Annotated in this window: 39 protein-coding genes; 25 read left to right on the top strand and 14 right to left on the bottom strand. The window is 58.1% G+C overall.

Annotation, left to right across the window (positions count from 1 at the left end; translation table 11 throughout):
- Positions 1-56: 56 nt before the first annotated feature.
- From SynM161_RS12020 to SynM161_RS04935, 3 genes are all read left to right on the top strand, one after another.
- Complete coding sequence (locus SynM161_RS12020; protein ID WP_255441949.1) at positions 57-179, top strand: hypothetical protein; 123 nt, start codon at positions 57-59, stop codon at positions 177-179.
- 495 nt (positions 180-674) lie between these two features.
- The gene (locus tag SynM161_RS04940; protein ID WP_186542164.1) at positions 675-848 is read left to right on the top strand and encodes a hypothetical protein; all 174 of its coding nucleotides are present in this window, start codon (positions 675-677) and stop codon (positions 846-848) included.
- Positions 849-883: 35 nt separating this feature from the next.
- Positions 884-1,042, top strand: coding sequence for a hypothetical protein (locus SynM161_RS04935; protein WP_170950585.1), 159 nt, complete (start codon positions 884-886; stop codon positions 1,040-1,042).
- 3 nt (positions 1,043-1,045) lie between these two features.
- On the opposite strand, the gene SynM161_RS04930 is transcribed toward SynM161_RS04935, so the two are convergent.
- Positions 1,046-1,222, bottom strand: a complete 177-nt coding sequence (locus SynM161_RS04930; RefSeq protein WP_170951298.1) for a hypothetical protein — start codon at positions 1,220-1,222, stop codon at positions 1,046-1,048.
- A 45-nt stretch (positions 1,223-1,267) separates the two neighbouring features.
- Between SynM161_RS04930 and SynM161_RS04925 the strand changes: the two genes are divergently transcribed.
- A complete protein-coding gene (locus SynM161_RS04925; RefSeq protein WP_186515622.1) occupies positions 1,268-1,423 on the top strand; it encodes a hypothetical protein in 156 nt (51 codons plus the stop codon).
- Between the two features lie 32 nt (positions 1,424-1,455).
- On the top strand, positions 1,456-1,821 hold the full coding sequence (locus SynM161_RS04920) for a DUF1499 domain-containing protein (RefSeq protein WP_370593117.1): 366 nt from the start codon (positions 1,456-1,458) through the stop codon (positions 1,819-1,821).
- 7 nt (positions 1,822-1,828) lie between these two features.
- Here the strand turns inward: SynM161_RS04920 and SynM161_RS04915 are convergent, their stop codons facing one another.
- Positions 1,829-1,969, bottom strand: a complete 141-nt coding sequence (locus SynM161_RS04915) for a hypothetical protein (protein ID WP_170950583.1) — start codon at positions 1,967-1,969, stop codon at positions 1,829-1,831.
- A gap of 87 nt (positions 1,970-2,056) precedes the next feature.
- Between SynM161_RS04915 and SynM161_RS04910 the strand changes: the two genes are divergently transcribed.
- From SynM161_RS04910 to SynM161_RS04900, 3 genes are all read left to right on the top strand, one after another.
- Positions 2,057-3,433 (top strand): DUF2130 domain-containing protein, encoded by a 1,377-nt coding sequence (locus SynM161_RS04910; RefSeq protein ID WP_186542162.1) that lies wholly within the window; start codon positions 2,057-2,059, stop codon positions 3,431-3,433.
- Between the two features lie 3 nt (positions 3,434-3,436).
- Positions 3,437-3,934: an early protein (E6) gene (locus SynM161_RS04905; RefSeq protein ID WP_186542161.1), complete on the top strand. Its 498-nt coding sequence runs from the start codon at positions 3,437-3,439 to the stop codon at positions 3,932-3,934.
- Positions 3,935-4,247: 313 nt separating this feature from the next.
- Positions 4,248-4,565 (top strand): hypothetical protein, encoded by a 318-nt coding sequence (locus SynM161_RS04900; protein WP_186542160.1) that lies wholly within the window; start codon positions 4,248-4,250, stop codon positions 4,563-4,565.
- Positions 4,566-4,577: 12 nt separating this feature from the next.
- Here SynM161_RS04900 and SynM161_RS04895 read toward each other — a convergent pair whose 3' ends face one another.
- A complete protein-coding gene (locus SynM161_RS04895; RefSeq protein ID WP_006851686.1) occupies positions 4,578-4,811 on the bottom strand; it encodes a hypothetical protein in 234 nt (77 codons plus the stop codon).
- 93 nt (positions 4,812-4,904) lie between these two features.
- On the opposite strand from SynM161_RS04895, the gene rpsU reads away from it, so the two are divergent.
- The 3 genes from rpsU (at position 4,905) to SynM161_RS04880 (ending at position 6,124) form a co-directional block, all read left to right on the top strand.
- Positions 4,905-5,081 (top strand): 30S ribosomal protein S21, encoded by a 177-nt coding sequence (gene rpsU / locus SynM161_RS04890; protein WP_186542159.1) that lies wholly within the window; start codon positions 4,905-4,907, stop codon positions 5,079-5,081.
- Between the two features lie 143 nt (positions 5,082-5,224).
- The gene (locus SynM161_RS04885; RefSeq protein ID WP_114988968.1) at positions 5,225-5,464 is read left to right on the top strand and encodes a hypothetical protein; all 240 of its coding nucleotides are present in this window, start codon (positions 5,225-5,227) and stop codon (positions 5,462-5,464) included.
- A 3-nt stretch (positions 5,465-5,467) separates the two neighbouring features.
- The gene (locus SynM161_RS04880) at positions 5,468-6,124 is read left to right on the top strand and encodes a hypothetical protein (protein ID WP_186542158.1); all 657 of its coding nucleotides are present in this window, start codon (positions 5,468-5,470) and stop codon (positions 6,122-6,124) included.
- Here SynM161_RS04880 and SynM161_RS04875 read toward each other — a convergent pair.
- The 4 genes from SynM161_RS04875 to SynM161_RS04860 form a co-directional block, all read right to left on the bottom strand.
- Positions 6,114-6,353: a hypothetical protein gene (locus SynM161_RS04875; RefSeq protein WP_115132799.1), complete on the bottom strand. Its 240-nt coding sequence runs from the start codon at positions 6,351-6,353 to the stop codon at positions 6,114-6,116. The genes SynM161_RS04880 and SynM161_RS04875 overlap by 11 nt on opposite strands.
- A 252-nt stretch (positions 6,354-6,605) precedes the next feature.
- On the bottom strand, positions 6,606-6,761 hold the full coding sequence (locus SynM161_RS04870; protein ID WP_006850963.1) for a hypothetical protein: 156 nt from the start codon (positions 6,759-6,761) through the stop codon (positions 6,606-6,608).
- Positions 6,762-6,869: 108 nt separating this feature from the next.
- On the bottom strand, positions 6,870-7,373 hold the full coding sequence (locus SynM161_RS04865; protein ID WP_250397550.1) for a DoxX family protein: 504 nt from the start codon (positions 7,371-7,373) through the stop codon (positions 6,870-6,872).
- 91 nt (positions 7,374-7,464) lie between these two features.
- On the bottom strand, positions 7,465-7,683 hold the full coding sequence (locus SynM161_RS04860) for a CP12 domain-containing protein (RefSeq protein WP_006852050.1): 219 nt from the start codon (positions 7,681-7,683) through the stop codon (positions 7,465-7,467).
- A 187-nt stretch (positions 7,684-7,870) separates the two neighbouring features.
- Between SynM161_RS04860 and SynM161_RS04855 the strand changes: the two genes are divergently transcribed.
- Entirely contained in the window at positions 7,871-8,029 is a 159-nt protein-coding gene (locus SynM161_RS04855; RefSeq protein ID WP_170951537.1) for a hypothetical protein, read from the top strand.
- A 147-nt stretch (positions 8,030-8,176) separates the two neighbouring features.
- Here the strand turns inward: SynM161_RS04855 and SynM161_RS04850 are convergent, their stop codons facing one another.
- Positions 8,177-8,359: a hypothetical protein gene (locus SynM161_RS04850; RefSeq protein ID WP_115009249.1), complete on the bottom strand. Its 183-nt coding sequence runs from the start codon at positions 8,357-8,359 to the stop codon at positions 8,177-8,179.
- Between the two features lie 65 nt (positions 8,360-8,424).
- Between SynM161_RS04850 and SynM161_RS04845 the strand changes: the two genes are divergently transcribed.
- Together SynM161_RS04845 and SynM161_RS04840 are read left to right on the top strand one after the other, a co-directional pair.
- Positions 8,425-8,922, top strand: coding sequence for a hypothetical protein (locus SynM161_RS04845; RefSeq protein WP_115132452.1), 498 nt, complete (start codon positions 8,425-8,427; stop codon positions 8,920-8,922).
- 17 nt (positions 8,923-8,939) lie between these two features.
- Entirely contained in the window at positions 8,940-9,689 is a 750-nt protein-coding gene (locus SynM161_RS04840) for a sulfite exporter TauE/SafE family protein (RefSeq protein ID WP_114989185.1), read from the top strand.
- On the opposite strand, the gene SynM161_RS04835 is transcribed toward SynM161_RS04840, so the two are convergent.
- Positions 9,666-9,896 (bottom strand): hypothetical protein, encoded by a 231-nt coding sequence (locus SynM161_RS04835; protein ID WP_115008869.1) that lies wholly within the window; start codon positions 9,894-9,896, stop codon positions 9,666-9,668. The genes SynM161_RS04840 and SynM161_RS04835 overlap by 24 nt on opposite strands.
- A 97-nt stretch (positions 9,897-9,993) precedes the next feature.
- On the opposite strand from SynM161_RS04835, the gene SynM161_RS04830 reads away from it, so the two are divergent.
- From SynM161_RS04830 to SynM161_RS04805, 7 genes are all read left to right on the top strand, one after another.
- Positions 9,994-10,263: a hypothetical protein gene (locus tag SynM161_RS04830; RefSeq protein ID WP_006850218.1), complete on the top strand. Its 270-nt coding sequence runs from the start codon at positions 9,994-9,996 to the stop codon at positions 10,261-10,263.
- Positions 10,264-10,315: 52 nt separating this feature from the next.
- The gene (locus tag SynM161_RS12015; RefSeq protein WP_006850359.1) at positions 10,316-10,441 is read left to right on the top strand and encodes a hypothetical protein; all 126 of its coding nucleotides are present in this window, start codon (positions 10,316-10,318) and stop codon (positions 10,439-10,441) included.
- 105 nt (positions 10,442-10,546) lie between these two features.
- Positions 10,547-10,993 (top strand): nuclear transport factor 2 family protein, encoded by a 447-nt coding sequence (locus SynM161_RS04825; RefSeq protein WP_255441947.1) that lies wholly within the window; start codon positions 10,547-10,549, stop codon positions 10,991-10,993.
- Between the two features lie 22 nt (positions 10,994-11,015).
- Complete coding sequence (locus tag SynM161_RS04820; protein WP_255441946.1) at positions 11,016-11,525, top strand: ATP-binding protein; 510 nt, start codon at positions 11,016-11,018, stop codon at positions 11,523-11,525.
- A 67-nt stretch (positions 11,526-11,592) separates the two neighbouring features.
- On the top strand, positions 11,593-11,775 hold the full coding sequence (locus SynM161_RS04815; protein ID WP_186542155.1) for a hypothetical protein: 183 nt from the start codon (positions 11,593-11,595) through the stop codon (positions 11,773-11,775).
- 17 nt (positions 11,776-11,792) lie between these two features.
- Complete coding sequence (locus SynM161_RS04810; RefSeq protein ID WP_186542154.1) at positions 11,793-12,194, top strand: OsmC family protein; 402 nt, start codon at positions 11,793-11,795, stop codon at positions 12,192-12,194.
- Positions 12,195-12,303: 109 nt separating this feature from the next.
- Positions 12,304-12,747: a hemagglutinin gene (locus tag SynM161_RS04805; RefSeq protein WP_370593116.1), complete on the top strand. Its 444-nt coding sequence runs from the start codon at positions 12,304-12,306 to the stop codon at positions 12,745-12,747.
- Here the strand turns inward: SynM161_RS04805 and SynM161_RS04800 are convergent.
- The 5 genes from SynM161_RS04800 to SynM161_RS04780 form a co-directional block, all read right to left on the bottom strand.
- Positions 12,744-12,896, bottom strand: coding sequence for a hypothetical protein (locus SynM161_RS04800; protein ID WP_170950581.1), 153 nt, complete (start codon positions 12,894-12,896; stop codon positions 12,744-12,746). The genes SynM161_RS04805 and SynM161_RS04800 overlap by 4 nt on opposite strands.
- 180 nt (positions 12,897-13,076) lie before the next feature.
- Positions 13,077-13,274, bottom strand: coding sequence for a hypothetical protein (locus SynM161_RS04795; protein WP_006851951.1), 198 nt, complete (start codon positions 13,272-13,274; stop codon positions 13,077-13,079).
- A 122-nt stretch (positions 13,275-13,396) separates the two neighbouring features.
- Entirely contained in the window at positions 13,397-13,615 is a 219-nt protein-coding gene (locus tag SynM161_RS04790) for a hypothetical protein (RefSeq protein ID WP_170951302.1), read from the bottom strand.
- A 108-nt stretch (positions 13,616-13,723) separates the two neighbouring features.
- Entirely contained in the window at positions 13,724-14,800 is a 1,077-nt protein-coding gene (psbA, locus tag SynM161_RS04785; RefSeq protein ID WP_006850794.1) for a photosystem II q(b) protein, read from the bottom strand.
- 140 nt (positions 14,801-14,940) lie between these two features.
- A complete protein-coding gene (locus SynM161_RS04780; protein ID WP_370593115.1) occupies positions 14,941-16,257 on the bottom strand; it encodes a YcjF family protein in 1,317 nt (438 codons plus the stop codon).
- Between the two features lie 136 nt (positions 16,258-16,393).
- Here SynM161_RS04780 and SynM161_RS04775 point away from each other — a divergent pair, with 136 nt between their 5' ends.
- From SynM161_RS04775 to trpS, 4 genes are read left to right on the top strand one after another with little or no spacing between them, the layout of a single operon-like run.
- Positions 16,394-17,296: a cation diffusion facilitator family transporter gene (locus SynM161_RS04775; protein WP_115132448.1), complete on the top strand. Its 903-nt coding sequence runs from the start codon at positions 16,394-16,396 to the stop codon at positions 17,294-17,296.
- Positions 17,289-17,816 carry a hypothetical protein gene (locus SynM161_RS04770; RefSeq protein WP_186542152.1) on the top strand — a complete coding sequence of 176 codons (528 nt, stop codon included), beginning with the start codon at positions 17,289-17,291 and terminating at the stop codon, positions 17,814-17,816. The genes SynM161_RS04775 and SynM161_RS04770 overlap by 8 nt, the downstream gene beginning before the upstream one ends.
- Before the next feature lie 16 nt (positions 17,817-17,832).
- A complete protein-coding gene (locus SynM161_RS04765) occupies positions 17,833-18,348 on the top strand; it encodes a hypothetical protein (RefSeq protein ID WP_186542151.1) in 516 nt (171 codons plus the stop codon).
- A 3-nt stretch (positions 18,349-18,351) separates the two neighbouring features.
- Positions 18,352-19,365, top strand: coding sequence for a tryptophan--tRNA ligase (gene trpS, locus SynM161_RS04760; protein WP_186542150.1), 1,014 nt, complete (start codon positions 18,352-18,354; stop codon positions 19,363-19,365).
- Positions 19,366-19,406: the final 41 nt, after the last annotated feature.

Below are 19,406 nucleotides of genomic sequence, written 5' to 3'. Positions count from 1 at the left end.
GAAACGCTTTACAGAGCGTTACATTCGTGTAACGTGATGAGAGCTGGACGCACCTGATGGGTGATTACACAACCGCAATCATCGCCATGGTGGGCATTGGCATCGTGTTGACGGCTGCTGTGGTGTTTGCCCTGATGCGTCCCAGTGACATGCCACCCATCGACGAGAACCGCAATTGAGCATGGGAATCGTTACCGAACTGCTGATCGCTGCCACGGAAATCGGAATTGCCCTGCTAGTGGCCGTTTCCCTGCCCGTCGCTGAATCCCAGAACTGATTTCGAGTCAGCCAATACCTTTTAGGCGAAATTCCATATAAATCGAAGCAGCATCGCGCTCACGATCGAGCTCCTGCAGGTCGCTACATCGCGCTTGCATCCAGTACACCGTTTCCCTCCAAACTTCCAGGTGATAACGGCGCTCGAGATTTTGTCCAGAACCGTCCAAAGCTCTACCTGCATCACCCACAAAATCTAAGCAATGCAGAACGGCATCGCCTTCGATGTCAACATTTAGCGACTAGCACTTGCTTCACATCACGATGGCAAGAACGAGGGTCAATGTTCTTTCATCCAGACCAAGTACGGAACAGCACACAGCAGGGATAAAACGTACCCGTTGTTACGACAACGCAGGATCGAGTCAATACTTTGAGCTGATCCTGCCGACGTCACCATGGAGCCCATCGCTCTTACAATTGGCCAACAATTCGACATTGAACAGCGCAGTCGCGATATCAATTCAATGACTGACGTGAAACAGCTTCAGGAGATCAGCAAAGATCTGCTTCTGGCTTGGCAGCAGGAGATTGCCCGCTCACGGGCAGCAGCCAGCCCACACAAGAAATAACGCTTCGTTACAGTTGATTGACCTGCTTGGAAGTCATGAACCTGAGCTTGCCTCAGCAGTTCGAAGCTGAAGCGATCAAGCGGTCCATCAACGAAACCGACGATCTTGACCAGTTGAAAGCTCTGGCACGGGAACTCGCAGATCTCTATGTGCGTCAGAGAGCTGCAACGGCCTGGGTGATCGCCGAGAAATAAGCCTCACACTTTGCTGTCGTTTCGCCAGCGTCGTTCCAAACGTTGACGTGCTTCGTCAACGGTTTGCCCACGGGAAAGAGCTGTTTTGTCGCGATAGGGGCGCGTGATCGACCAAAACTTGAGGGCAGACGCCAGGGCCACCACCAACCATGCGAGCACAATCCAACCCGGATTCGTCATCGTTGCCCAGCAATGCGCTCCATGATGGCGAACGGGACGCGAGTCTTGCCTGCATGTCCCCTCACCAGCGCAACCGTGGATCCTGAGGTGCGCCAGTTCGTGATCAGCCAGTTGGTGGTGATCGCCTTACCAGTTGGAACCCTGTTCGGCATCTGGCTTTGGATGCTGAACTGGGGCGGTCGTTCCCGCAGAGACCAGTGACCTTCCTTGCCGGCCTACTGGCCCCCGTGTTGATGCTCTTCCATCTTGCAGGCCCCGTCCCTGCGGATCTCGGCGTGCGCAACGGGGCGTTGCGCGACTGCCCGACAACAGCTCACTGTTCCAGCCAAAACTGGGCGAGCTCCGACCCGATGGCTGACTTCAGCAAGCTGAGTGGGTTGGTGCAGGAGTCGCCGCGGACAGTTGTGATTGATCAGACCGAGACCTACCTGCATGCCGAGGCCAGCAGCGCTTTCTTTGGCTTTGTGGATGACCTGGAGCTGTTCGCTGATCGCGACAACAACCGGATCAAGGCACGGTCCGAGTCGCGTCTCGGCGACTCGGATCTTGGTGTGAACGCCGCACGATTGGCGGCGTTGCGGGCGGGGCTGGAGAGCTGAAGGCCGGTTAAACCTTGGCGCGACGCAGTTTGCTCAGATCGATGATCATTTCCTTGATGCCAACCACGAATCCGATGGCGGCCAAGGCCACGATGCTCAAGATGATCACCGTGTCGAGCAGCGAGCGAGGATCGATCCAATCAGGCATGGCATGAACCGTGGGCTGATCTCGTATTAGCCAGAGCCGGATAAAATCCCAGCACGTAGCGCGAACGTTCAACACAAATCGTCAGACATGCACGACATCATTTGCCCTCACTGCAATACCGCCTTCAAGGTGGATGAGGCCGGGTATGCCGACATCCTCAAGCAGGTGAGGGATCGTGAATTTGAACAGCAACTGAACAAGCGCCTGGCCCTCGCCGAACAGGACAAACGCAATGCCATCGAGTTGACCGTTGCCAAAAAAGACAGGGAAATGCAAACGCTTGAGGCCCAACTCAAGCAAAGTGCAATCCATCAGGAACTGGCGATTAAAGATGCGGTGAATAAAGCGGAGAAGCAGCGTGATCGCATTGCCGCTGAGCTCCAGCAAATTCGTGAGCAGCAGGCCACAGAACTACGCCTGGCTGAAACCAAATTCGCCAAAGAAATGCAGGCGCTGACGCTGCAAAAAGATAGTGAAGTGAGGGATTTGCAGGCGAAGCTCCAGGCTGGAGCCATGCAGCGCCAGCTGGCCGTGAATGAAGCGGTCAGTTCCGTGGAGAAGCAACGCGATGCACTTCAAAGCGGCTTGAAGGAAGCGGAACTGAAGCATCAACTGGAATCTCAATCACTGAAAGATCGCTACGAAGCCCAGCTCAGTGATCGAGATCAGGCCATTGAACGCTTGCGCGACATGAAGGCGCGGCTTTCCACCAAAATGGTGGGAGAAACCCTCGAGCAGCACTGCGAAACCGAATTCAACAGGATTCGTGCAGCGGCTTTCCCCAAGGCCTATTTCGAAAAAGACAACGACGCGCGCAGTGGAAGCAAGGGTGACTACATCTTCCGCGACCAGGACGAACACAACAACGAAATCATCTCGATCATGTTTGAGATGAAAAATGAGGCTGATACAACGGCCACCAAAAAGAAAAACGAAGACTTTCTCAAAGAGCTAAATAAAGATAGAAACGAAAAAAATTGCGAGTATGCGGTGCTCGTCTCCCTACTGGAGCCTGAAAATGAGCTTTACAATTCAGGCATTGTTGATGTGTCTCATCGCTTCCCGAAGACCTACATCATTCGCCCACAATTCTTTATTCCATTCATCACATTGCTCCGCAATGCAGCCATGAAGTCTCTGGAATACAAGGCTGAACTAGCTCTGGTGAAGGCACAGAACATTGATGTCACCAATTTCGAGAACGACCTCGAAACCTTCAAAACAGCCTTCTCACGCAACTACGACCTCGCCTCCAGACGCTTCCAAACGGCAATCGATGAAATCGATAAGTCGATCGATCACCTCCAAAAAACCAAAGAGGCCCTGATGGGTGCTGATCGAAACCTGAGGCTTGCCAATGACAAGGCACAGGATGTGACCGTTAAAAAGTTGACCCGACACAATCCAACGATGACAGCCAAGTTTGCTGACTTGAACAACGCTCCTGATCAGAAATCGGCCTGAGCCATGCCCTCCAGTCCACGCAACCGCATTGGCGAGGTTTACGGCAAACTCACCGTGGTGCGCGCATCCGAACGGCGAACCAAAGCAGGAAACGCTTTTTGGTGGTGCCGCTGCAGCTGCGGGGCCGAGCGGGAAGTGCCCAGCGACAAGTTGTCGCTGAACACGGCTCGCCGCAAGCCCACCGTGAATGCCTGTGAAACCTGTTCCCGCGAACTTCAAATTGAAGGGGTTTATCGCAAAAACGATCGAGAAGAAAAACAACGCCGCCAAGCAGCGCTGGAAGCCAGATCACAGCTAAAGGGTCGAGTACCTGATCGCTGGCTTTCCCTGCCGCTCACAGATGCCCACGCGCGAGAACTGGGACGAAAACTCTTCTTCCGCGGCACAATTTGCCTGCGTGGACACCTCGCGCCCTACCGCATCAACGGCGGTTGTCAGGCTTGTTCCGGTCAGACTCCATCCGCGGCAAATTCGCCATCAACCAAGCCCAAAGGGTCATAACAGCGGCACCAAAGGCCATCATCGCCAGGAGCTTGGCTTCCATTCAGAGGAAATCGAAATCGTCTTCTGAATCACCGGAGAATGCATTCATCACGAGGGCAGAAAAAGGCACAAATACGGCCGCCATCACAAGTATTTCCACGGGCTTACGAATAGCTAACTGAACCTAACGGGTTTGACTTTACAAAAAGTCATCAGCACTACCGTCCCACAGAAGTGAGTTCAAATACTCATTTCTGATCCAGGCATAGGCATTTCACTCCGTTGTCGGCCCAGACGTCCGAATCAGACTGAACTGAGTCGGACAACGACGATGCCAAAGGTGCTGAAGGCGGCCTCACAGACGATTCGCAATCTGCTCAAGCCGGCAACTCAACACAGCTTCTCCGAAGACCGGTTGCGCAACGACCGGCAGAGCTACATCGCGATGACGCGGGCGCTGGTCGATGCCCAGCTCAAATGGCGTGATGCGGAGCTCAGTTCACGCCTCTGGAAAGACGTGGCCGACCGTGGCATGGATCGCGGCCGCCTGCTTCACCTCATCTACAGCGTTGACGCTCATCACGATGATGTAGCCCTGCAGAACGCGGACACGGCCTATCTGCAGCTGGTTGATCCAAGGGATCCCTGAGGCGGAACTGCCTTAGAGCTCAAACAGAGTGCCCAGCAGCATTGCGGGATGGGTTGACTCCCCTGCCGTGCTGCGTTCGAGCTGAACGGCCATCACGCAGTGGGCCATGAATCGAACGGCCGAAAGAACAGCCAGACCAATGCACAAGGGGCAGTGCGTGAGGGTCAAGACAGGGGCCTGCCGGAGTGATGGACCCATCCCAAAGCAGAAGCCGGGACGCGCCACGATCTCTTCAACAAGCGTCATGCAAGAGACCCATCCCACCCCGGGCAGGTTGTGGGGGATGGGGTAGAGGGCGGCTGGTAAAGTTGTTGTTTATTGCTCTCTTTCGGGGAACGGATGAGTCAGGTCACAGTCGGCGAAAACGAAGGTATTGAATCCGCGTTGCGTCGCTTCAAGCGCTCCGTCGCCAAAGCCGGCATCTTTTCTGATCTGCGTCGGATCCGTCACCACGAGACCCCCGTTGAGAAATACAAGGGCAAGCTGAAGCAGCGTTCACGCAACCGTCGTCGCTGAGCTCGCACGACACGTCAGCTGCAAACGGGCCCTCGGGCCCGTTTTTTTGTGCCCATCCGTCGCCCTCTTCACGGTTCTCTTTTCACGGTGCGCTCTGGTTTTCGCCAGACTTCATAAATGCTTAATAAGACCAAGACCAGCCAATGGTGTTGATCAATCCTTTTTGCCCGATCAGTGCGGCAAAAATCGCTGGCTTGAAGACCACCGTGGTCTTGCTGTTGGTGTTGTTGATGAAGTCGAAATTGCTGCGAATCAAGATGTCCCTCCTGGGATCTGTTCTTGGATTCGCCATGTTGGTGAGCTTCTTACTCACCACAGGCCTCCTCACTGTGATCACTGGCGGAGCCGTTGCTTACGCCGCCATGCAAAACCGGAGCAACTGAGCCATGCGCAATCGTCTTCCTTTTTTGAGCGGACTTGCATTGGCAACCCTCGGAGTTTCAGGTCTTGCCGGCGGTGGTTTGCTTTGGAATTTTCAGGGCCGCACTCTGGGGCTTGGCAGCACGGTTACAGCATTGGTTCTGCTGGGAATCAGCTTTGTTCTGCTTCGGCCTGAACCACGACTTTCACCCGTTGAAGTCCCTGAAGCCAGCCAGCCGCTCAAATTCAAGGCACCACAAGCATCCTTCCTCGGCCTGATGCTGGCAATCCTCGGCACCTTCGGCATGGCGGGTTCCGGGTTGCTGTGGAATTTTCAGGGTTTGGCCTTTGGACTCACCGGCACCCTCACGGCCACCGTTGCTCTTTTGCTGAGTCTGGTTTTTCTGTGGCCCCTCGGCACCTCCAAGGCCAAAACATCTCTCAAGACCGAGCCGGTGGAGACCACCGAAGCTGTTTCGGAGAGCGCAGCTCCCGCACAAACCACAGCAGAAGCCATTGCCGAATTGCTGGAAGCCGAACAGCAGCAGCGCCCAGAGCTGACGTTGGTGAATTTCGCTCCGTTGAACCTGTTGCCGGGACAAAGAGTGCCCACAAAGTCTCGTCGCGCAGGCAGTTCTCTTGGTCGTTATCGCTCAATGGCTAACGACCTGTTCAAGAGCTGAAGTCTCTCCAGAGATTGCGAATCTGTCGGTGCCAGGGGGTGATGTTGAGATCAGGGCGCTGAACATTCGACCTGGGTTCATCAACACTGAATCCAGCCTCTTCCATCTCCCGTCGCAGCCGACGGGTGATTGGGATGAGCGCGATTGAAAGCACCAAGGCTGCGAGAAGCAGAAAGGGGAGCAACGACACCAGCCAAATGGTGGCAATCACGGTGATTGCACCTGCCATGACCGTCTTCAGCCATCGCGGCAGGGTTCTGCTCTGTCGACCTGGAAGTTGCTTCATGGCTCAGGACAGTCCGTTCGCTCTTGAGAAAATCCGCTGGAGTTCACGTTGAAATGCTGTGGGACTGAGGGGTTCCCCCAAGCGCCTGCGTTGGTTGCGCCGAAGCACAGCTCCAATCCAACAAACCTGCAGAACAATCAACAGCGAAGCAATGATCAGAACCGGAGATTCAAGATCATTCCATTGCATCTGAGTTCAGTAACTGGATTGGGGCAGGGTGAAGCCCGACTGCATATGACCAACATCAAGCATCACGTAGGTGAGCCAAATCAGCACTGCTGCAACACCAGCCCCTGCTGCAACCTTTGCCAGAGAACGGCCAATCATCTCGAGCAGGCTGACCTCTTTCATCGCGTTGATCCAACTTCGATGATTCTGACGCGTCTTTCACCCATACCGTCGCCAGCCATCAAAAAAGCCCCGCGATGGCGGGGCTTTTTTACCTGATCACGCTGGTGTTCAGCGGCTGGCCACGGCTTCTTCCAGAACAGCGGCTTCGCCAGCGGCGAAATCCGTGTCTTCCGCAGCGGAAAACTGCATGTCGGGCTCAAGGCGACGGGCGATGAGCTCGTCAATCGAAAAGACGCCTGGTCCACAGGCGAGAACGGCCACGGCAGCCGCGAAATAAAGGCCAAGAAGCTCCAGCAGATAGATGTTGAAGCCCGCTGTGACGATGGCGTGATAGATGGCGACGGAGATGGTCCCGGCGACTGCCAAGGCTCCCATCCGCGTCAGCAAGCCAGTGATCAACAGCCAGCTGCCGATCACCTCCGAGAACGCTGCGACGTAGGAGAGAAGGATCGGGAAGGGCAGATGCAGAGGGCGAACAAATGCATCCGCAAAGTTCTCGATATTGGCGAGCTTTTCGTAACCGTGGTGAATCAGCAGCGCGCCGGTGAACACCCGAAGCAGGAGCAGACCGAGATCGCCAGCAATGGGGCGGGTCAGAATGGCGCGAATCACCACAGAACGCATCGACTACACACAACTTAAATAAGTTGCGTGTAGCAACGCGGCTTCGCGCCAGGGCGGAGCAAGGAATGAGTACTTCTACTCAGTCGTCGTAGACCAGGCACTCGGGCTCATCGGGGTTCTGCTCGCAGAACAGCTCAAGGGGTGAGGGGTCATGGGGATCATCAGGAAATTCCTTCTTGTGATCCAACAGCCACTGCAGCTCCTCCGTGAGATGACGCACCTTGCCTTCGTTGTGCTCAGAAAGGGCCTTAAGGAACTCCTCCTGGTCCTTCTGAATGTGCTCGTCAATCGTTTTCATGACTGAAACTGTCATCTGGCTGACATTCGGTTGTTAGCGAAGACCACCCCGATCGATCAGTCGGTAGATCTACCTTTGTGGCCGAAACCACACACCAGATCCGCTCCGGGCCCCATCACGTCCTGTGACACCACAGTGGCCATTGGACGATGGCCGCAGGAAAGTCGGGTTGGCTGATGTTGAGTGGATGCAATTTTCCGAACGCAGCGTTCTGACGGGGCTGCTTGTCTTCGCCGTAGGCGTTGTGGTGGGAATCGGAATTGGCTCAGCCACTGCTGTTGCCGCCCTGACCCAAGGCGCACCTGACGTTCTGCAGAGTTGGTCTGGGGTGGTTGCCCTGCCGTGAAGGTTGACGGGACAGCCTTTCCCGCCTATCAGAAGCGCAGATCGGGTGAGTCGCGCGATGCTGTCAGATGAGCGGCAGATTTTTAGCCGTGACAAAAAGCCCCTGCGGCAATTCCTGAAACGGCTTCAACGCTTTTTGTTCGGATAATCAACGCGTTCCAACACTGATATTCCCTGCGCCAATCAACTGTTCAAGCCGTGCAGTGAGTTTCCGTTCGGTTCGATCAAATTGCTCCTGATGGCCGGCCACATAGGCAAGCTCTTCACTGGTGATCACCTGGTGGGTGACGGCATCAAGGTAGATCTGAACCAGGGACATCCACAGCGGCATCAACCGACGGCCATCCTGGCAACACTGGAACGCAAACGGTGAATCGGGCCACGCGGAACTGAGCTATGGATCGAGAGACCATTCAGAGCCTGATCAAGCAATGCAGCTTGGGGCTGTTCGATCTGGCCTGTGCCGTCAGCGGACACCCAAGCTGGGATCTCAATCTGCCTGTGGGAGTGATCGATGCACGACGCTCCAAACCAAAGCTGATGGTGAGTGCCATCGGCACGATCAACTCAACCCTGAAGGCCTCATCCACCATTGCCCACCCGTTGATGGTGCGCCTGTTCGAACGGTTCGAAGACGTGGGCCTGGAACAGGCGCTGACGGAAATGAAGAGTGGTGAGGATGGGGAGGCGTTCTGCGAGGTCTGGCAGGCCTACAGGGATGAACGCCGTTGTGGTGATGCCCCGATGTGGAGCATCGAAGACGCCACAGCCTTTGTGGTGCAGTCCCGCGAGGCTCACGCTGATCGTGAAGTGGCCTGCGTTGCCATTCTTCCGGGGGATCCCCACCGCATCATCACTTTTTCAGTTCCCATCGCCTTCCTGACACGAGATTGAGTGTGTCCGAACTGCTGATGCAAATCGCCCTGCTGGGCATCGCCATTGGCGCCAATGCCCTCTCGGCTCTGGCGGGAGGGGGAGCAGGACTGGTGCAACTGCCCGCCCTCATCCTTCTGGGCCTTCCTTTCTCCATGGCATTGGCCACCCACAAGGTGGCCAGTGTTGCGCTGGGGCTGGGAGCGAGTGGGCGTCATTGGCGTGCCAGCAGTCTTGATCTGAAACGCTCAGCGCTGGTGTTGGCGGCCGGTCTTCCAGGTGTGTTTGTGGGAGCCAGCATGGTTCTTGCGCTGCCCGATCAAGTGGCCACAGCGAGCCTTGGGCTGCTGACCCTTGGGCTGGGGGTTTATTCGGCTCGGAAACCGGATCTGGGGACGACAGACCAGCCCTACCCGCTAACAGCCCGCACCGTTGGGCTTGGCAGTTGCGGGCTGTTCATCATTGGCGTTCTCAACGGTTCCCTCACCTCAGGCACGGGGTTGTTCGTCACCCTGTGGCTGGTGCGCTGGTTTGGGCTGAGCTACGCCAGAGCCGTTGCTCACACCCTGGTGCTGGTGGGCCTGGGGTGGAATGGCACCGGGGCGCTGGTGCTGGGTTTGAGCGGCGAAATCCGTTGGGACTGGCTTCCACCGCTGGTGCTGGGTTCACTGATCGGAGGCTTCCTGGGGGCCCACTATTCCCTGGTGAAAGGAAGCCGCCTGGTCAAAAAAGCGTTCGAGATCTTGGCGCTGCTGATGGGAGGATCACTCCTGATCCGCAGCCTCTGAATCGGCATCTGCAAGGAAACGCCCCGAAAAACGCGTGGCCAACACCACTGTTGCGGCCCCGTAGGCGATAAACGTCACCGCCTGACCAGAGCTGGCCGTTTCGTAAACCTCACCTGTCAGCAGCATCCAGTCCATCAAGGACGCCACCGTTCCCCAGATCACCACCCAGACGGACACGTAGGCAACACCGCGGAAGGTCCGATTCACAAGGCCAAGGGTCGAGCGAACCCGACGCTAAGGGAAGTCGCTCGAACGAGGAAGGCCTGCGGCTCCCGTAATGTCGCTGATTGAACCGGTTGAGGGGATGCCGAAGAAACGCCGCAAGCTCAACAAAGAGATGGAAGCGGAGATGGCCGCTGCCAAGCGCAAGATTGAGCTGGTGGGCGCGCTGATCAACGACATCCGCGATGAAGACATCCAGGGTGAGTACCTCGGCGCCTTCACGCAGATCCGCAGCGCCGTGGTGAATCTGATCGCGAAGTACACAACGGACGGATTCTGCGAAGAAACCGAGGGCCTTCTGGCGCTCTACAAGGGCTTGATTGAGCAGTTTGAAGAGGAGTACGAGCTCTGAGCCGGCACGAACCCAGCACAGCGTTTAGGTTCACTTGCCTTCGTGCCTTGCCATGGCTCTTCGAGAGACCAAACCCCAGGTGTCGCCGCTGCGCCTCAAGATCACCGTGTTGATCGCCGGCTTCGGACCCCTGGTCGCCATCGGCCTCTGGCTTCAGTCCAAGGGGTTTTTCAACTGACGCCATGCATCGATTCCTCGCCACCGCTGGACTTCTCGGCCTCGGCCTGGTTCCCAGCGTGAGCTGGGCCGAGACCATGACAGCTCAGGTGGGCGCCGACTTCTGATGACAACACCCATGCTTCATCCTCCGCTGGACGCAGAACAGATTCGTGCCCTGTTCACCAAGCCCTACGGCACGCCAGGCCCTACAGCTGCGCAGTGGAAAGCCGTCTATGCCAGTGACGTGCATTTCACCGATCCAACCCAGGAACGGCAGGGCATTGACGCCTACATCCTTGCCCAGGATGGTCTGATGCAGCGCTGTGATGACGTGTTCCTGGAAACGGAATCGGTGGTGGTGAACGGTGAAACAGCCTTTGTTGAATGGCGCATGGGCCTCAAGATCAAAGGGATTGAGTTCATCTACCCCGGGGCGACCCGGCTCCGCTTCAATCCAGATGGAAAGATCGGGGACCACCGCGATTATTTCGATTTCGTCGGCCCCACGTTTGCTCCAGTGCCCGTAATTGGTGGATTGGTGCGGTGGCTTTACAAACGCTTCGTTGCCTGAACCACGGCCCCAGGGCCATCTGTTGATCGGCCCCCCGGGCAGCGGCAAGTCCACCCTCGCGGCGATCCTCGCTCCGCTGCTCCCTGCACGGGTGATCGCCAATGACGTACTGAGGGAACAACTGTGGGGAGATGCGAATGTGCAGGGTCCTTGGTCTGAATTGGAACCGCATCTGCATGGCGCCATCGACCGCGCCATCGCCGATGGCGACAACGTGCTGGTGGATGCAACCCATGCGCAACTCAACTGGCGCCAGGGGTTGATGCAGCGAAGCATGGGGGGCCAGCACCTGCCATGGACCGGCTGGTGGTTGCAGACACCATTGGATCAGTGCCTGGTCTGGAACCGCTGCCGCCAACGGTGCGTTCCAGAGGCCGTGATTCGAGCGATGCACCTGAGCCTGAATAGCCCCCCCAACAGGCCCGACCTCAGCGAAGGATTCGCAAGCTTGATCCGCCTCAATCCCGCCGGCTCACAGCTCAGCGATCAGATCAACCGGGCCCTCCAAACCATCCTTGATCCCTTGCCATGAAGAAAGGTGAGCAGGTCATGCACCCCCTTGGGAGTCCCATCAACGTGATCGCAACGGCACAAGTGTCATGACACTCGGCGAACTCTTTCTCGAAGCCATGTCCACCGGCGTGATCACCAACGGTGAAATGGCTTGGGTGACCGCCCGCCAGGATCAATTCACACGAACTGAAGAGGCTGTCGCCCAACGGCTGGGCCGGTTGATCGACGAAGGCACGATTCAAATGGGTTGTCGCATGCCCATGGCCTAATTGCGGGCAGGGCTCTGATGACTCGCATCTCCTGCCGCTACACCGGCGATCTGCACTGTTCAGCCGAACATGAGCCCTCCGGTGTGTCGTTAAGCACCGATGCTCCTCCTGATCATGACGGGCGAGGAGAAAGCTTTTCACCAACAGATTTATTGGCCACTGCTCTAGGCACTTGCATCTTGACCGTGATGGGAATCACGGCCAAACGCCGTAACTGGTCTGTCACCGATGCAGAAGCATCTGTTGAGAAGATCATGAGCCAAACGGGGCCCCGCAAGATCGAAACTCTTCGGGTATGGATCACCCTGCCCCAAGGCTTATCGGAGGAACAGATTCAGTTATTCAGGCGTGTTGTGAATGACTGCCCGGTGAAACGCAATTTGGAGCCATCCATGACGATTGATTTGATCTGGAGCTAATCATCCGCTTTTCTCGCAGGACAGATTTAAAGCAGAAGTAAGAAGAACAAGAGGAGGCACGGTGAGGCTTCACTTCATACCGATTCATGTCTTCCGAGAAACCCCATCGGTGACGTTCTTTGATGCAGGGGTTCCTGGAAGCAATGGCACCGACGTGGTCGCCCACCATGGCGCTGCCACGTCACCCCCTGACCAAGATGCTACAGAGCAGTACTACGTGCACCGTCATCAGGTGGACAACAACCTTGTCCTTGAAGGTTCTCGGACCTTCACGTTGCTCAATCCAGCCTGGGATCATCCCCATCACATCATTCATTTGATCCGAGCGATGGGTGCTCTACAAATCCCTATCGGCACCTATCACCGCTCCGTGTCCAGCAACGAAGGAAGCCTGGTTCTGAACCAGTCCATGCGGGATCACGGATTTGATTACAGAACGGAATTCGTTCCCGTAAGGCTTGAAGAACGCGAGGATCTGCTCAAGGCAAAGGCAACAGTTCCATGGATCTGGAGCTGGAAAGATGGGCACATCTGCAGAGACCACGACGCTTAGTGGTGGTGCTTGCGTCGCCGCGAATGACGACGCATCCGCTTCACCAAACGACCGCTGACGGAGCGGCTTTCAGCACATTCGAGCTGATTCCAACGCCATCCCAGCCAGGACAGCACCACGACGATGGCAAGGGCGATCAACCAACCCACGGGGACAACGGCTTAAGAGAACAACGCAGGAACCAAAGCTGCTGGAGCCCAGTCCTCTTCCATCGTTAATGCAACAGGTGGCGATGCAGTCCAGCCAGGCCTGAACCGACTCAATGCGTTGTACAGCGGCCAACGCAGCGCTGTCGCTGCTTCCCTGCTCAGCCGTGAAGGGAGCAGGTTTCAGCGCTGACCGTCTTGGTCAAGGCTGAACTCAAGCAACGCTGCCGTGAGCAAGGTCTTCATCGACTGCAGGGCCTCCTGCTCTCTGGGATCTGGCCCCCCGGGCCATTTCTCAAGGTGAAAGCTCACCGAGCGGTGGAGCAGGCGTACAGCTTCAAGGTCCAGATCGAACTGGAGGGTGGGGCGAGGCTCACTCATGGCTCCATTCTCCCCAACACCACGTTGACAACCAAAAGGACTGCGAGTAGTACATATTTACCAACAAGACGCGTATGGGCATCGTCAACGCTCCGCCACCAAGCGCCTGGCCACCGATGGGATCAGGGCAACTCCGACCGAGCCGGTCCCTCATGGTGTGCCTCACCTGCCAGCACTTTCAACACACCCTTGCTGAGGCGGGGGTCACCCAGCCAGCCTGCGCACACCACCAACAGCGCATCCCCCAAGGAGCACACCTCACACACCGCTGCCATCAATGGATGCAACGGCTGGAGAAGCAGATCGGCTGGTGCCCTGAAGGGGCCTGATGCGCCGCCCAACCTTCACAGCCAACACAGCAACAAAAAGCCCCCTCAGAGGAGGGGGCTTTCCGATTCAGTTGATCTGAATCGTTTTGGCTGTTCCAAAGGGAACAGGGTGATTCCAGATCAACCGATGGCAGGAGCCTGCAGAGCCACAGGAGTGGACTCAGCAGCAGCCAGGTCGAGGGGGAAGTTGTGAGCATTGCGCTCGTGCTGCACTTCCATGCCGAGGTTGGCGCGGTTCAGCACATCAGCCCAGGTGTTCAGGACGCGGCCCTGACTATCCAGGATGGACTGGTTGAAGTTGAAGCCGTTCAGGTTGAAGGCCATGGTGCTGATGCCCATGGACGTGAACCAGATGCCGACAACAGGCCAGGCGCCCAGGAAGAAGTGAAGGCTACGGCTGTTGTTGAAGGAGGCGTATTGGAAGATCAGGCGACCGAAGTAACCGTGGGCAGCCACGATGTTGTAGGTCTCTTCCTCTTGGCCGAACTTGTAGCCGTAGTTCTGGGACTCAGCCTCGGTGGTTTCACGCACCAAGGAGGAGGTCACCAGGGAGCCGTGCATGGCGGAGAACAGGCTGCCGCCGAAAACACCTGCGACGCCCAGCATGTGGAAGGGGTGCATCAGGATGTTGTGCTCAGCCTGGAACACCAACATGAAGTTGAAGGTGCCAGAGATGCCCAGGGGCATGCCATCAGAGAAGGAACCCTGACCGAAGGGGTACACCAGGAAAACAGCCATCGCTGCAGACAGCGGAGCGCTGTAAGCGACGCAGATCCAAGGGCGCATGCCCAGGCGGTAGGAGAGTTCCCACTGACGACCCATGTAGGCGGAAATGCCGATCAGGAAGTGGAAGCAGACCAACTGATAAGGGCCGCCGTTGTACAGCCACTCATCGAGGGAAGCAGCTTCCCAGATGGGGTAGAAGTGCAGGCCAATGGCGTTTGAAGACGGAATAACAGCACCGGAGATGATGTTGTTGCCGTAGATCAAGGAGCCAGCGACGGGCTCGCGGATGCCATCGATATCAACCGGGGGAGCGGCGATAAAGGCAATGGTGAAGCAGATGGTGGCCGCCAGGAGGCAGGGAATCATCAGCACGCCGAACCAACCCACATAGATGCGGTTGTTGGTGTCGGTCACCCACTGACAAAAGGCTTCCCAATTGCTCTGGCGTCCGCTGCGAATTGCGGTGGACATGGAAGAAAAGAAGACGGATGAACCTCTCCCACAAAAAGGGACAGGTGGATCAAGTGTATGGACGGAACGTTCCGTTACATGACAACTCAACAATCAGAATCAGGTCTCAAAAAAACTTCATTAAGCGCTTTACTAAGCATTCATGAAGTTACATGAAGCAGCCACTCACGGGATTGCTGAACGAAGCCATTCCAGTTCACCCGTTCCTCCTCTGCAGCCCGAGCCACCAACAACGGTGCCTGCTGCTTCAACGCCACAAGATCAAGCTCGTCAACGCCGGCATTGATCGCCAGCCAATCCGCCATGGAGCGTCCCACCACACGGGTGAGGTAAGCAGCACTGAGGGCCTGCATTGAACCGGCGATCAGCCAGCTCCCCCCATCCAGCTTGGCCAGCCCAAGCAAGGTCTGTCCGGTCCACTCCACCACACCCTGGGCGAGGGCCACCCGAGCCAACTGGGCCGCCGCTTCCCTCAGCACATCCGGTTGCAGCGATGTTCCCCAGATCTCTCCCATCTCCTTGATCATCAAACCGTTCGCCACCGCCACGGCAAGAAGATCAAGGCTGGCGATGGGGGAGGCCATCACCGACCCGGCCACCACCCACTGGGTGCGCTGCTGAATCTGCAGAAAGCGTTCGCGCCGAAGCGATTCGAGGTCACGCTGCCAACGGCGATGCAAGTCCGCCAGGAGTCGCGGACGCGTCTCCACCGCAGCCTGTTTCAGCGAACGGCGCAACGGTGCCAGGGCAGTGCGCAGCTGCATCGAAGACTCCTGAACCAGGATCCGCTCACGCCAGCGCTCGGGAAGGTCGTCCCGAACAGCCTCTACAGCATCGGTGGATGCGTCCTGCGCGTCGTTCGATAGAAGCAGCCAGGCAGGCTGATCGTCCGGCACCTGCTGCAGCCAGAGCAGATCTGAAGCCAGCAGAGGCGCCTGCAGGCTGAACAGGATCAGATCCTGATCCAGCAGGCCGCCGGGCCAGGAACGGCTGCCGTCGTCGGTGGTCAGGGGATGGCAGAGCGACAGCGTCACCGGCGCCGGGCCAGCAAGAGAGCTGCTGAGGTCTGCCTCATTCGGTCCCTGAGAGCCCCCCAAGGCGACCATCGCCATGCGCACAGGACCGCAGCGGTCCAGCACCCGTTTCAGTTCAGCGCGACGGGCCAGATCGGCAGAAGGTTGCTGCTCAAAACGTGCGAATTGATCCAGCACCTCCTGGCACCGAGCCATCCAGCCAGCCAGCGATACCGGCGCCGCAAACCGCGGCTGACTTGGCTTGCGGCCAAGCCAGATCACAACGCCACCGGCGGCCAGCAGACCCAGCCCCCCGCCGGGAACATGCATCACATCACTGATCAGCCACTGTCCAGCAAGCAGACCAGCTCCAGCCAGAGCCAAAGGCCGCAGCAGCGACGACGGTGGCATCACCAGTTCTGGCCATGAAGCCGGGAGTTTCAACAGAACGGCTGCTGTAGCAGTGGCCCTTCTTAGCTCAACCCACCACCTGACACCAGAACTTCAGGCCAGAAACACGAGTTCTCCATAAGTTGGGAACAGGCCGGAGTCAGCCGTGACACACAGTCATCCCAATGCGATGGTCGACAACCGCCGGGGGGTGCGCAGGGTTCTGATGGTCGCCCTGGGCCTGAACATCAGCATGTCGCTGCTGAAGCTTCTGGTGGGGGCCATGAGTGGTTCCCTGGCGGTGATCGCCGATGGCATGCACAGCGCCACCGATGCGTTGTCCAGCCTCACGGGACTGGTCACCAACAAACTGTCCGATCCGCGCCCCGACAGGGATCACCCCTACGGCCACCGCAAATACGAGGCAGTGGGAGCCCTGGGCATCGCTGGTTTCATCCTGTTCACAGCCCTTGAGATCCTGCTGCGTTCGGGGGAAAGGCTGCTCGAGGGCCTGCCACCGATCCGGGTGACCAGCCAGGAGCTGGTGCTGCTCACGCTGGTGCTGGGGTTCAACCTCCTGCTGGCGGGATATGAGCTGCGGGAAGGTCGGCGACTGAACAGCAACCTGCTCAAAGCGGATGCTCAACATGCGGCGAGCGACGTTTGGACCACCGTGGTGGTGCTGGTGGGCATGGCCGGGGCGGTGTGGCTGCAGGTGAGCTGGCTCGACGTTGCGCTGGCCATCCCCATGGCACTCCTGCTGATCCGTGTGTGCTGGCAGGTGCTACGCGGAACCTTGCCCTGGCTGGTGGACCACATGGCGGTGGCACCTGAAGCCATCTATGCCGAAGCGATGGCCACCGCCGGCGTCTTGAACTGCCACGACATCGCCAGCCGGGGCGTTCTGGGCCAGCAGGTGTTCATCGAAATGCATATGGTTGTCGACGCAGACGACCTCACCAAGGCGCACCGGATCACCGAAGAGGTGGAAGAGCGCTTGGACGAAAGTTTCGGGCCGGTGCGGTGCACCATCCATCTGGAACCCAAGGACTACGTGGAGGACGGAATCACCTACACCGGCGCCCATGGCTGAGGTCGACACAACAACCAATGCGCTGGCTGGACTGACCGAGCGTCAGCAGCGGGGGCTGATTGAGGTGCTCGATGAAGTCCGTCGTGCCGAGGGCTGGTCGTGGCAACTGCCGGTGTTGCTGCGGGAGCGCTGCTGGCTGCGGCTGTCTCGAACTCCCCTGACCGAGCTGCATCGTTGGCTCCCTCCGGATGGGCGTGATGAAGCCCCGGAACTGGTGCATTACCGGCGGTTGCTGCAGCAGGGGATGGATCCACTGTTGGCCCAACAGAGCTGCTGGCGGGAGTTCGGCATCGAGGACTGCCAAAGAGCGCTGCAGGACTACTGGAACAGTCGTGACACAGCCATCCACGGTTGGACAGCCGAGCGGTACCGACAACTGGTGAGCAGCTATCGCGAACGGATTGAACGGGGGATCACGGTGGTTCCGATGCTGGTGCTGGCTCGGAAGAACAGCGTTGAATGCCACCAGCTGCTCTGGATTACCGAAAACACCCCGGTGATGCGTCACACTTGCGCCTGATTCCAGGCCATGGGCCATGAGTGATTCCTACAGCGATCCCCAACAACAGGCGGGACAGGGAGACGGCGGCCGAGATGGTCAGCGCAGTCGTGGCAACCGTGGTGGCGGCCGTGAAGGCGGAGGCTTCCGGATTCGCCTGAGTGACAACGAAATGCGCTCAGCCCGGGCCCTGCAGGAGGCCTTCAATCTCCGCTCGACCGTGGCTGTGCTGGGTTTCGCGGTCCGCAGCCTTGGCCAAATGCTGGAGGACGGCCAACTGGACGCTCTGATCGAACAGCAGAAAAATCAGCCTGCCCGAGGTGGCCGGCGTGATGGTGCTGGTCGTGACGGTGGTGGTCGTGGCCGCCGCTTTGACGATGAGCGTGGTGGCCGCGGGTCCCGTCCGAATCCCTTTGCCCGACCGGCCAAACCCCAGCCGGAGGCTGCAGCTGAACCGGTTGCCGAGCCGGAGGCCGAACCAGTGGCGGAGCCGGTGGTGGAGTCAGAAGCAACCGCCAGCGACGACACCAATACCGCAGCAACCGAGGCCTGATTGATGAGCCGGCCAAGGGTTCTTTCCGGGGTGCAACCGACCGGAGCACTGCACCTCGGCAATTGGCTGGGTGCCATCCGCAATTGGGTTGATCTGCAGGAGACCCACGACACCTTTGTATGTGTTGTGGATCTCCATGCCATCACCGTTCCCCATGACCCCAGCCGCCTGGCTGAGGACACCCGTTCCACAGCAGCGCTTTACCTGGCCTGTGGCATGGACCCCAAACGCTGTTCGGTGTTTGTGCAGAGCCAGGTGGCAGCCCACAGCGAACTGTGCTGGTTGCTGAACTGCGTCACGCCGCTCAACTGGCTGGAGCGGATGATTCAGTTCAAGGAGAAAGCGGTGAAGCAGGGGGACAACGTCTCCGTGGGCCTGCTGGACTATCCGGTCTTGATGGCCGCCGACATCCTTCTCTACGACGCTGACCTGGTGCCCGTCGGTGAGGACCAGAAGCAGCATCTGGAGCTGGCGCGCGACATCGCCCAGCAGCGCATCAATGCCCGTTTCGGCGGCAAGGACACGCCGGTGCTCAAAGTGCCCAAACCGCTGATCCTCAAGGAGGGGGCACGGGTGATGAGCCTGACGGATGGCCGCAGCAAGATGAGCAAGAGCGATCCCAACGAGGGGAGTCGCATCACGCTTTTGGACCCTCCGGAGCTGATCACCAAAAAGATCAAACGCGCCAAGACCGATCCAGAGCGTGGCCTCGAATTCGGCAACCCCGATCGACCGGAAACCGACAACCTGCTTGGGCTCTACTCAATCCTGAGCGGCAAGGGGCGGGAGCAGGCCGCCACTGAATGCGCCGAGATGGGTTGGGGACAGTTCAAGCCGCTGCTGGCCGAAGCCACCGTGAGCGCGCTAGAGCCCATCCAGGCCCGCTACCGGGAGCTGATGCAGGACCCCACAGAGCTCGATCAGGTGCTGAGAACAGGCCGTGAGAAGGCCGAAACCGTGGCCAACGCCACGCTTGAACGGGTTCGGGATGCCTTGGGTTTCGCCCGGCCAGCCTGATCAGCAACAAAGAGAAGCATTAGCTGCTCTGATCAATGCGA

The organism is Synechococcus sp. M16.1, from assembly GCF_014279895.1.
Taxonomy (GTDB): Bacteria; Cyanobacteriota; Cyanobacteriia; order PCC-6307; family Cyanobiaceae; genus Parasynechococcus.
Note: the sequence above shows the minus strand (reverse complement) of the source record. Positions and strands in the feature narration are given on the sequence as shown.

Excerpts from the sequence above, each read along its gene's own strand:
- SynM161_RS04855 (WP_170951537.1), top strand. The coding sequence starts at position 7,871 with ATGCAATTTTCCGAACGCAGCGTTCTGACGGGGCTGCTTGTCTTCGCC.
- SynM161_RS04845 (WP_115132452.1), top strand. The coding sequence starts at position 8,425 with ATGGATCGAGAGACCATTCAGAGCCTGATCAAGCAATGCAGCTTGGGG.
- SynM161_RS04900 (WP_186542160.1), top strand. The coding sequence starts at position 4,248 with ATGCCAAAGGTGCTGAAGGCGGCCTCACAGACGATTCGCAATCTGCTC.
- SynM161_RS04870 (WP_006850963.1), bottom strand. The coding sequence starts at position 6,761 with ATGAAAGAGGTCAGCCTGCTCGAGATGATTGGCCGTTCTCTGGCAAAG.
- SynM161_RS04895 (WP_006851686.1), bottom strand. The coding sequence starts at position 4,811 with ATGACGCTTGTTGAAGAGATCGTGGCGCGTCCCGGCTTCTGCTTTGGG.
- SynM161_RS04795 (WP_006851951.1), bottom strand. The coding sequence starts at position 13,274 with ATGAGTGAGCCTCGCCCCACCCTCCAGTTCGATCTGGACCTTGAAGCT.
- SynM161_RS04815 (WP_186542155.1), top strand. The coding sequence starts at position 11,593 with ATGACACTCGGCGAACTCTTTCTCGAAGCCATGTCCACCGGCGTGATC.
- SynM161_RS04935 (WP_170950585.1), top strand. The coding sequence starts at position 884 with ATGAACCTGAGCTTGCCTCAGCAGTTCGAAGCTGAAGCGATCAAGCGG.
- SynM161_RS04810 (WP_186542154.1), top strand. The coding sequence starts at position 11,793 with ATGACTCGCATCTCCTGCCGCTACACCGGCGATCTGCACTGTTCAGCC.
- SynM161_RS04930 (WP_170951298.1), bottom strand. The coding sequence starts at position 1,222 with ATGACGAATCCGGGTTGGATTGTGCTCGCATGGTTGGTGGTGGCCCTG.
- SynM161_RS12020 (WP_255441949.1), top strand. The coding sequence starts at position 57 with ATGGGTGATTACACAACCGCAATCATCGCCATGGTGGGCATTGGCATC.
- SynM161_RS04880 (WP_186542158.1), top strand. The coding sequence starts at position 5,468 with ATGCGCAATCGTCTTCCTTTTTTGAGCGGACTTGCATTGGCAACCCTC.
- SynM161_RS04910 (WP_186542162.1), top strand. The coding sequence starts at position 2,057 with ATGCACGACATCATTTGCCCTCACTGCAATACCGCCTTCAAGGTGGAT.
- trpS (WP_186542150.1), top strand. The coding sequence starts at position 18,352 with ATGAGCCGGCCAAGGGTTCTTTCCGGGGTGCAACCGACCGGAGCACTG.
- psbA (WP_006850794.1), bottom strand. The coding sequence starts at position 14,800 with ATGTCCACCGCAATTCGCAGCGGACGCCAGAGCAATTGGGAAGCCTTT.
- SynM161_RS04840 (WP_114989185.1), top strand. The coding sequence starts at position 8,940 with ATGCAAATCGCCCTGCTGGGCATCGCCATTGGCGCCAATGCCCTCTCG.
- SynM161_RS04765 (WP_186542151.1), top strand. The coding sequence starts at position 17,833 with ATGAGTGATTCCTACAGCGATCCCCAACAACAGGCGGGACAGGGAGAC.
- SynM161_RS04775 (WP_115132448.1), top strand. The coding sequence starts at position 16,394 with ATGGTCGACAACCGCCGGGGGGTGCGCAGGGTTCTGATGGTCGCCCTG.
- SynM161_RS04875 (WP_115132799.1), bottom strand. The coding sequence starts at position 6,353 with ATGGCAGGTGCAATCACCGTGATTGCCACCATTTGGCTGGTGTCGTTG.
- SynM161_RS04850 (WP_115009249.1), bottom strand. The coding sequence starts at position 8,359 with ATGCCGCTGTGGATGTCCCTGGTTCAGATCTACCTTGATGCCGTCACC.
- SynM161_RS04860 (WP_006852050.1), bottom strand. The coding sequence starts at position 7,683 with ATGAAAACGATTGACGAGCACATTCAGAAGGACCAGGAGGAGTTCCTT.
- SynM161_RS04770 (WP_186542152.1), top strand. The coding sequence starts at position 17,289 with ATGGCTGAGGTCGACACAACAACCAATGCGCTGGCTGGACTGACCGAG.
- SynM161_RS04885 (WP_114988968.1), top strand. The coding sequence starts at position 5,225 with ATGGTGTTGATCAATCCTTTTTGCCCGATCAGTGCGGCAAAAATCGCT.
- SynM161_RS04915 (WP_170950583.1), bottom strand. The coding sequence starts at position 1,969 with ATGCCTGATTGGATCGATCCTCGCTCGCTGCTCGACACGGTGATCATC.
- SynM161_RS12015 (WP_006850359.1), top strand. The coding sequence starts at position 10,316 with ATGGCTCTTCGAGAGACCAAACCCCAGGTGTCGCCGCTGCGCCTCAAG.
- SynM161_RS04940 (WP_186542164.1), top strand. The coding sequence starts at position 675 with ATGGAGCCCATCGCTCTTACAATTGGCCAACAATTCGACATTGAACAG.
- rpsU (WP_186542159.1), top strand. The coding sequence starts at position 4,905 with ATGAGTCAGGTCACAGTCGGCGAAAACGAAGGTATTGAATCCGCGTTG.
- SynM161_RS04905 (WP_186542161.1), top strand. The coding sequence starts at position 3,437 with ATGCCCTCCAGTCCACGCAACCGCATTGGCGAGGTTTACGGCAAACTC.
- SynM161_RS04920 (WP_370593117.1), top strand. The coding sequence starts at position 1,456 with ATGCTCTTCCATCTTGCAGGCCCCGTCCCTGCGGATCTCGGCGTGCGC.
- SynM161_RS04830 (WP_006850218.1), top strand. The coding sequence starts at position 9,994 with ATGCCGAAGAAACGCCGCAAGCTCAACAAAGAGATGGAAGCGGAGATG.
- SynM161_RS04825 (WP_255441947.1), top strand. The coding sequence starts at position 10,547 with ATGACAACACCCATGCTTCATCCTCCGCTGGACGCAGAACAGATTCGT.